4 protein-coding genes are annotated in these 5,996 nt (G+C 68.9%); 2 read left to right on the forward strand and 2 right to left on the reverse strand.

The window, feature by feature from the left end; translation table 11 throughout:
* Positions 1 to 139: 139 nt before the first annotated feature.
* Both D452_RS0122450 and D452_RS0122455 read left to right on the forward strand, forming a co-directional pair.
* Positions 140 to 772 carry a class I SAM-dependent methyltransferase gene (locus tag D452_RS0122450; protein ID WP_017546390.1) on the forward strand — a complete coding sequence of 211 codons (633 nt, stop codon included), beginning with the start codon at positions 140 to 142 and terminating at the stop codon, positions 770 to 772.
* Positions 773 to 1,095: 323 nt separating this feature from the next.
* Positions 1,096 to 4,227: a transglycosylase domain-containing protein gene (locus D452_RS0122455; RefSeq protein WP_026129582.1), complete on the forward strand. Its 3,132-nt coding sequence runs from the start codon at positions 1,096 to 1,098 to the stop codon at positions 4,225 to 4,227.
* Positions 4,228 to 4,281: 54 nt separating this feature from the next.
* Here the strand turns inward: D452_RS0122455 and D452_RS0122460 are convergent, their stop codons facing one another.
* Together D452_RS0122460 and D452_RS28780 are read right to left on the reverse strand one after the other, a co-directional pair.
* Entirely contained in the window at positions 4,282 to 5,334 is a 1,053-nt protein-coding gene (locus D452_RS0122460; protein ID WP_017546392.1) for a prenyltransferase/squalene oxidase repeat-containing protein, read from the reverse strand.
* Positions 5,334 to 5,951, reverse strand: coding sequence for a class I SAM-dependent methyltransferase (locus tag D452_RS28780; RefSeq protein WP_017546393.1), 618 nt, complete (start codon positions 5,949 to 5,951; stop codon positions 5,334 to 5,336). The genes D452_RS0122460 and D452_RS28780 overlap by 1 nt, the downstream gene beginning before the upstream one ends.
* Positions 5,952 to 5,996 lie beyond the last annotated feature (45 nt).

Here is a 5,996-nt window from a genome sequence, read left to right on the forward strand (position 1 = left end):
GGAAGGGCTTGTCCTTTGGGGCGGGTTCTTCCTCTTCTTTTTTGTTGGGGTTGTTTGTGCGTTTGTGAATCGACGTTTTCGGGCTGATTTCCCATGGGGTGCTGGCGGGGCGGACCTCCCGCGATGGGAGAATTTCGGTATGACGAAGACAATCCCCGCGGACCTGCTGGCGGCCGCTGAGGCGGCGAACGGATTCATGCCCACTGACGAGGGGATGGCTCTCTTCGAGACGGCCCTGGAGTACGCGGACCGCGGACCCGTCGTGGAGATCGGCACCTACTGCGGCAAGTCCACCGTGTTCCTGGGTGCCGCGGCACGTGTGGGTGGGGCGAGGGTCGTCACGGTGGACCACCACCGGGGCTCCGAGGAACACCAGGAGGGCTGGGAGTACCACGACAGCTCCCTGATCGACCCGGTCACCGGGAAATTCGACACCCTGCCGCACTTTCGGCGCACGATCACCCAGGCGGGCCTGGACGACGAGGTCATCGCGATCACGGGCGCCTCAGTCGACGTCGCCGCTGTCTGGGGCACCGAGCTGGGCATGCTCTTCATCGACGGCGGACACAGCGAGACGGCCGCCCAGAACGACTACGAGGGCTGGTCGCCGCACGTCGCCGTAGGTGGGGCGCTGGTGATCCACGACGTCTTCCCGAACCCGGAGGACGGCGGACGGCCCCCGTTCAACGTCTACTGTCGCGCGCTGGACTCGGGGAGGTTCAGGGAGGTGCGCGTGGTGGGCTCCATGCGGATCCTCGAGCGCGTCTCCTAAAGCGATTCGGGTGCGCGGCATGGCATTCGTGACGGGGGCAGTGGTGAATCGAATGCGCACGCTCAGTGATTGTCCCTGAGTGTGGCAATATTGGTCCGGTATTGTGAGTGAGCCAACACCCGGACATGGACACGCCTTCGGAGGGTAAGCCTTCGGTAAGAAGTGACCGTGCGGTTACGGATTCGGCCTTGACACGGTTACGTGCGGGTATCGTGGCTTTGAGGGTGGAGCGATGGTGGTGATTTTCCCCGAAATACCGCTTCAGCCCTGAATCGAACTGAACCGATCAGGGGCACTCGCGCGTCAAACACCAGGACGGCACGGTGCCGGACGTGATTTGCCTTGGGGGCGGGGAGCTGAGCAAGAGCACACACGGCGATGGCGGGACGGACGGACAGCGTCCCGAATCGAACACGCCGGAGACGAAAGAGACCTCTGCTGAGGAGCTGTCCACTCAAGCGACCCCCCAGCGTGATGATCTACCCACCAGCGGTGAGGATCAATCCGAGGGAGAAGCCTCGGAGTCGGGTGGCGAGGCCAACGGTCAACCCGAGCCCGAGTTCGTCCCGGGGGCCATCGCTTTCAAGACAAGCGGCACGTTCCTGCGTGACCGCGTCGCCATGACTCTCGCCGAACAGGGCTTCGAGTCCGAGGGATCGGACTCCACCGGGACGGCTGACGACGCGGAGCGGGCGAAGCCGGGGGCCTCCGAAGAGGACTCCGGTGACGTGCCCGTCGACGACGCACCCGTCGCCGGTGCGGAGGACGAGGCCGACAGGTTCGACCCCTCCGACCAGGCCGACGGGGACTCCGCGCGCGCGGACACCGGGGAAGCCGAGCTGGAGGAAGCCCGAACGGAACAGATCCCGGTCCTCGGAGCCAAGGACACCGAGGAGCCCGAGGACACCGCCGAACCTGCGGTGGCGGGCTCCGCCGTCACCGACCCCGGACCCTCCTCGGAACCGGAGAAGGTGACCGGGCCCGAGACCGATACCGAGAAGCACTCCGACGACGGCGCTCGCACCGAGGCCATGCCCGCACCGGCGGCTGGCGCGGTGGCCTTCGCCGGGGCTCCGCCCGAGGCGGACGACGCGGTGCACGGTTCCGAGAGCGGGCCGGCCGTGGGCGCCGTTACCGGTGCCACGGCGGAGACCGCGGCCATGTGGCCGACGCCCCGACGCCTGTCCGACTACGTTTCGGACAGACCCACGGAGGAGGGGCCGAGCGGACCCGCCGACGGCGGGATGGCCGGAGCTGCGGCGTCCGGCGGAGCCGGGACCCCCGGGGGGCCGGGCGGGCCCGACGGTCCCACCGACAGCGCAGAGGGGCCGGGTGAGGGTTCCGGGAAGAACAAGAAGAAGAAGGCGAAGAAGCCGCTCTGGCTGCGCCTTCTCCTGGGCTTCCTGGCCGTCACCGGCCTGGGCCTCATCCTGGCCTGCGGTGTCTTCACGTTCTTCTACGTGACCGTCGAGGTTCCCGACGCGGCCAAGGCCGACGCGGTGGAGCAGGGCTCCACCTTCTACTTCGCGGACGGCGAGACCGAGTTCGCCTACCGGGGCACCGACCGCGAGGTCATCAGCTACGACGAGATGACGGCCGGCGGCGACCATGTCGTCGAGGCGGTCATCTCCGCCGAGGACCGTGGTTTCTGGACCGAGCCCGGTGTCTCCCTCAGCGGCACGATGCGCGCGGTGTGGTCCACCATCACGGGAGAGCAGGTGCAGGGCGGTTCGACCGTCACCCAGCAGATGGTGCGCAACTACTACGAGGGCGTCTCCTTCGAGCAGACCGTGTCCCGCAAGATCCAGGAGATCATCATCTCCATCAAGGTGGATCAGAGCGAGGACAAGGAGTGGGTGATGGAGCAGTACCTCAACACCATCTACTTCGGTCGCATGTCCTACGGAGTCCAGGCGGCCTCGCAGGCGTACTACCACAAGGACGTCGACGAGCTCACCGCCGAGGAGGCCGCCTTCCTGGCCGCCGCCATCCAGCAGCCGACCCGGTTCGGCCAGGCGGACGTGGAGACCACGCCCGACATGGAGAACCGCTGGCAGTACGTGGTCAACGGCATGGTCACCACCGGGGCGATCACCCAGGCCGAGGCGGACGCCATGGAGTTCCCGGCACCCGAGCCGGAGAAGACCCTGGAGGACCTCAGCGGCTACCGGGGGTACATGCTCCAGGAGGCCATGAGCGAGCTGACGGACCTCGGCTACACCGAGGACCACGTCAACCGCCAGGGCTTCAAGATCGTCACGACCTTCGACAAGGACATGATGGACGCCGCCTACGAGTCGGTGGAGGAGATGGTCGACCCGGACAGCCTTCCCGAGGGCGTCAACATCGGCCTGACCACCATCGACCCGGAGACCGGCGAGGTCCTGGCCTTCTACGGCGGCCACGACTACCAGCTCAACCAGTACGACAGCTCGTTCCTGGGCGCCGCCCAGGCGGGATCGGCGTTCAAGCCGTACGTGCTGGCGACGGCGTTGGAGCAGGGCTACGGCCTGAACTCCACGGTGGACGGCCGCGGGCCGAGGGACATCCAGGGTTCCCGTGTGCAGAACGCGGACAACGCGCCCGGTGGCGTCATGACGCTCACGCAGGCCACCACGGTGTCCAACAACCTGGGCTTCGTGGAGCTGGCCCAGGAGGTCGGCTTCGACAAGATCAGGCAGACCGCCTACGACGTGGGCCTGCCCGACGGGAGCATCGACGACAACCAGCTGGTCCCGGTCATGCCGCTGGGCGCCACGAGCGTCCGCTCGGTGGACCAGGCCAGCGGGTACGCGACCTTCGCCAACGGTGGCGTGCACATGGAGGCGCACGTCATCAAGGAGATCGTCAACCAGGACGGTGACAACGAGCGGCCGGAGATCGAGGGCAAGAGGGCCCTCGAGGAGTCGACCGCGGCCGACGTCACCTACGCCCTGGAGCAGGCGGTCAGCTCCGGCACGGGTACCGCCGCGCAGCTGTGGGACCACCCGGTCGCGGGCAAGACCGGTACCACCAACGGCAGCGTCGCGGCCTGGTTCGTCGGGTACACCCCGCAGCTGTCCACCGCGGTCGGCGTCTACAGCGGCAACAACGAGAGCTTCCAGATCCCGGGGCACAACATCTCCGGCGGCGGTCTGCCCTCGCAGATGTGGAAGTCGTACATGAACCGCGCCATGGAGGGCTACGAGCGCGCCTCGTTCCCCAGCCCCGAGTTCGGTGGCACCACGGAGAACTGGGCGCCGGACCCGGCGACCCAGGAGCCGCAGCAGCCCGAGGCGCCGGAGAACGACCAGCCGGAGACGCCGGAGGGGGAGCCGCCGCCTCCCGAGGAGCCGGTCGACCCGGGGCCGGACATCCCGGAGGAGCCGACCTTCCCGGAGAACCCCGAGTGGCCCGGTGACCCGGAGGACCCGGGTATCCCCGAGATCCCGCCCGGCCGGGGCGAGGAAGGCTGACGAACGACCGAAGGAGGGCCCCTCGGGGCCCTCCTCGTGTCTTCGGGGCCGAGTTCAGGCCCAGGTGTGCAGGAACACCCGGGAGCCGCGGGTGGTGCGGGTGAGCGCGTCCACCGCCAGGATGATCGCCGCGGAGGTCCACGTGCTGCGCTCCACCGGCCAGCGCACCTGCTCGGCGAACTGGTAGCCGGTCCAGTAGACGCCGTCGTCGGCGTCGCGCAGGTGCTGCACGTCCCGCAGAACGCGTACGGCCGTCTCCGTCTCTCCCATGGCGGCCAGCGCCATGACCAGCTCGGAGGACTCCGCCGCGGTCACCCAGGGCTGGTCGCTCACGCAGCGCACACCCAGTCCGGGCATGACGAAGGTGTTCCAGCGCTCGGCGATCCGCTCCTTGGCGGCCTCGTCGCGCAGCACGCCGCCGAGGATGGGATAGAACCAGTCCATCGAGAAGCGGGAGCGGTCCGAGAACAACCCCTCGTCCCCGGTGATGAGTTCGGCCAGCCGCTCGGCCGCCTTGGACCAGTCGGGCCGTTCACGGCCCAGCCGCGCGCCCAGCTCGGTCCCGCAGCGCAGCGCGTGGTGCACGCTCGCGCACACAGTGAGCAGCGCGTGGTCGCCCGGGGATCCGTCCTCGGAGCGGGCCCACAGGATCTCGCCGTGCTCGCCGCGCAGGGCCAGCACGAACTCCAGGCCGCTCTCCACCACGGGCCACATCCGCTCGGCGAAGTCGACGTCGCCGGTGGTCAGCAGGTGGTGGAGGAGCCCCACGGCCGGGTAGGCGGCGTGGTTGGCCTCGCGCAGCTCCGTCACGGGCCGTCCCTGGCGGTACTTGGCGTACCAGCCGCCGTCGGGGTGGCGGCTCCCGTCCAGCCACAGGTAGGCGCGGCGAGCCGCCTCGGCGTGCTCGGGCACGAGCACGCCGGTGACGGTCAGCGCCATGGCGCACTCCACGTGGTCCCACACGTCGGCGTGGCCGCCCGGGAACCACGGAATCACCCCGTCGCCCTCCTGGGAGCGCACGAGGTAGTCCGCGGACCGGTACAGCTGTTCGGCGTTGAGGATCCCGGGCAGGTGGAGAGCGCCGGGATCGGACGGTGCGGGTGCCATCAGGCGGCCGCGTCAGTGTGCGGCTTGCGCACGTACACGATGACGCTCTTGCCGATGACGGGGTTGAGGAGCCGCTCGGCCACCCGGGTGACCCTGGGGGCCTGGAGCATGTCCCAGACCAGGAGGTCGTGGTAGGCCTTGGCGGCCGGGTGGTCGTTGTTGTCGGTGCCCACGGCGCATTTGATCCACCAGTACGGGGCGTGCAGGGCGTGCGCGTGGTGGTGCGGGCCGATCACGAACCCGGTGGCCTTGAGCTTGGCCTCCAGCTCGGCGCGGGTGTAGATGCGGATGTGGCCGCCCTCGTTGGTGTGGTACTCCTCCGAGAGGGCCCAGCAGATGCGTTCCGGCAGGAAGCTGGGCACGGTGACGGCCGCGATGCCGCCGGGCCTGAGGACCCGGTACAGCTCCTTCATGGCGGCGGTGTCGTGCGGCAGGTGCTCGAAGATCTCGGCGGCCACGACACGGTCGAAGCTGTCGTCGTCGAAGGGCATGTCGAGGGCGTCACCCTTGACCGTCTCGGCCTTGGCGGTGGCGGGGGCCTCTCCCTCGTGGGCCATGGCCGCGAACATGGTCTCGACGTCGGCGAGGTCGCTCACGTTCTGGTCGAAGGCGACCACGTCGGCGCCGCGTCGGTAGATCTCGAAGGCGTGGCGGCCGCCGCC

The organism is Nocardiopsis prasina DSM 43845, from assembly GCF_000341265.1.
GTDB classification, from domain to species: Bacteria; Actinomycetota; Actinomycetes; order Streptosporangiales; family Streptosporangiaceae; genus Nocardiopsis; species Nocardiopsis prasina.

What these genes read in the sequence shown, in the direction of transcription:
- D452_RS0122450 (WP_017546390.1), top strand. Translation starts at nt 140, where the DNA reads ATGACGAAGACAATCCCCGCGGACCTGCTGGCGGCCGCTGAGGCGGCG.
- D452_RS0122460 (WP_017546392.1), bottom strand. Translation starts at nt 5,334, where the DNA reads ATGGCACCCGCACCGTCCGATCCCGGCGCTCTCCACCTGCCCGGGATC.